Source organism: Culicoidibacter larvae, assembly GCF_005771635.1.
GTDB classification, from domain to species: domain Bacteria; phylum Bacillota_I; class Bacilli_A; order Culicoidibacterales; family Culicoidibacteraceae; genus Culicoidibacter; species Culicoidibacter larvae.
Genome location: NZ_VBWP01000026.1, coordinates 1 through 1974 on the forward strand (window position 1 = coordinate 1; position 1974 = coordinate 1974).

General features: G+C 32.5%; 3 protein-coding genes. 2 read left to right on the top strand and 1 reads right to left on the bottom strand.

Annotation, left to right across the window (positions count from 1 at the left end; all coding sequences use genetic code 11):
* On the top strand, nucleotides 1–550 hold a 550-nt coding region (locus tag FEZ08_RS12100; protein ID WP_206750552.1), incomplete at its 5' end, for a helix-turn-helix domain-containing protein.
* 17 nt (nucleotides 551–567) lie between these two features.
* Entirely contained in the window at nucleotides 568–1419 is an 852-nt protein-coding gene (locus tag FEZ08_RS12105) for an IS3 family transposase (protein ID WP_242003502.1), read from the top strand.
* Here the strand turns inward: FEZ08_RS12105 and FEZ08_RS12110 are convergent.
* Nucleotides 1393–1899 carry a D-glycero-alpha-D-manno-heptose-1,7-bisphosphate 7-phosphatase gene (locus tag FEZ08_RS12110; RefSeq protein WP_138192774.1) on the bottom strand — a complete coding sequence of 169 codons (507 nt, stop codon included), beginning with the start codon at nucleotides 1897–1899 and terminating at the stop codon, nucleotides 1393–1395. The two genes, FEZ08_RS12105 and FEZ08_RS12110, sit on opposite strands and share 27 nt — an antisense overlap.
* Nucleotides 1900–1974 lie beyond the last annotated feature (75 nt).

The following is a 1974-nucleotide window of genomic DNA, read 5'->3' on the forward strand; positions in this document are numbered from 1 at the left end:
TGGTCAGCCCCACGAAACTTGGACAAATTTCACAATATCGAAAGGAAGAAAATTTATGTCCCAAAACAAGTATACAAAGGAATTTAAAATGCAAGTTGTTCAAGAATATTTGAACGGTGTGGGCTCTTGTACCTTTATTGCTAATAAATATGGCATTGGTCGTCAACTAGTTAATCATTGGGTGCGGTTCTATCAGGTTCATGGAGAGAAGTATTTCGACCCCAAACAAGAAAGATTTACTGGAAAATTCAAACTAAAGGTTGTAAAATATGTTTTAGAAACAGGAACATCTTATACCCAAGCAGCACACAAATTTAGTGTACGTGCTCCTAGTTCAATCGGTACATGGGTCAAGATATTTCTAGAATATGGTGAAGCAGAATTGGTAAACGAGAATAACTTGACTAGAAGAAATAGAAGGAAACTACGTATCAAAAAGCAATTCATAAAAGATAGAACAAAAAGAGAGCTAATTGATGAAATAAACCGATTGCAGGCAGAGAATGCATACTTAAAAAAGTTACAGACCTTAATTCTGAATCAGGATTAATCAGCGAAGATAATAAAATAACAGTTATCAACGAGTTAAGGTACACATTTAAGCTGAAATATTTATTAGCTGCTGCCAAAATACCTAAAAGTAGCTTCTATTATAAAACAAACTATAAAGTTAATAATCATGCCAAATATGAGTATGAGAAAAAAGTTATTGAAGAAATATTCCATGACCACAAGGGACGTTATGGATACCGTAGAATCACTTTAGAGCTGATGAATCAAGGAATCCATATAAACGGAAAAACGGTTTTAAAACTCATGAAGCAGTTAAACCTAAAATGTATTATCAGACAAAGGAAATATTCGTCATATTGGGGAAGTATCGGACGAGTTGCTAGGAATCTAATGAAACGTAACTTTAGAGCTACTAGACCAAAGGAAAAATGGGTCACTGATGTGACTATGTTTAATGTTTGTGGCCAAAGAGTTTATTTGTCTCCCATACTTGACTTATATAATAATGAAATCGTGTCTTATGAGGTGAGCATCCGTCCCAACTATGAGCTAGTCTCTAATATGCTTGATAAAGCTCTGGAAGAAGTCACTCCCAAAGATGAGTTGACTCTTCATTCCGATCAAGGCTGGCATTATCAAACGAAAGAGTTTCAAGATAGCTTGAAAAGTAAAGGCATTACACAAAGTATGTCAAGGAAAGGCAATTGTCTTGATAATGCAGCTATGGAAAGTTTCTTTGGCATATTAAAAACTGAGTTCTACTATTCTCAAAAGTTTAAAAGTATCACTCAGTTTATTCGATTATTACATGAGTATATTTATTATTATAACAATAAACGGATTATGTCTAGGTTAGACGGATTATCTCCAGTAAACTTCCTAAATAAAGCTGAGAATATCTGCTAAGGAACCAACTCTAATATTTCTTGAATAATCAGATTCTTGATTTATTCCAAAAACTTTAAGATCAAAATTTTTAGCCAGCCCGATATCTACTTGAGAGTCTCCAACCATGAACGAATTCTCTAATTCAATTTCCGGATAATCTGTTAATGCTTGTTTAATCATTCCTGGGTTCGGTTTTTTACAGGTACAGTTATCCTCATTATTATGCGGACAGAAATAAGTATGTAGTATATTAATACCGTTTTTGTTCAATATAGATTCAAATTTATTAGCGAATAAATAATAATCATCATAAGATATAATCCCATCATTAATCAAATATTGATTAGTTACAATAATTATTTCATATCCTTTGTTTTTGATTTCTTTAAGACTATCTATACTTTGTTCAAAAAATTCTGGTTCTTTTACATTTGCCCATTCTAAATCAGGGTAATCATTGATTATTGTTCCATCTCTATCGAGAAAAGCAACCTTCATATTTACAACCTCCGTAACATTAACTATAATATAACAAATCATGTATATAAAGTCCAACTTCTGTGGTTCACCTCA

What these genes read in the sequence shown, in the direction of transcription:
- FEZ08_RS12110 (WP_138192774.1), bottom strand. Translation starts at nt 1,899, where the DNA reads ATGAAGGTTGCTTTTCTCGATAGAGATGGAACAATAATCAATGATTAC.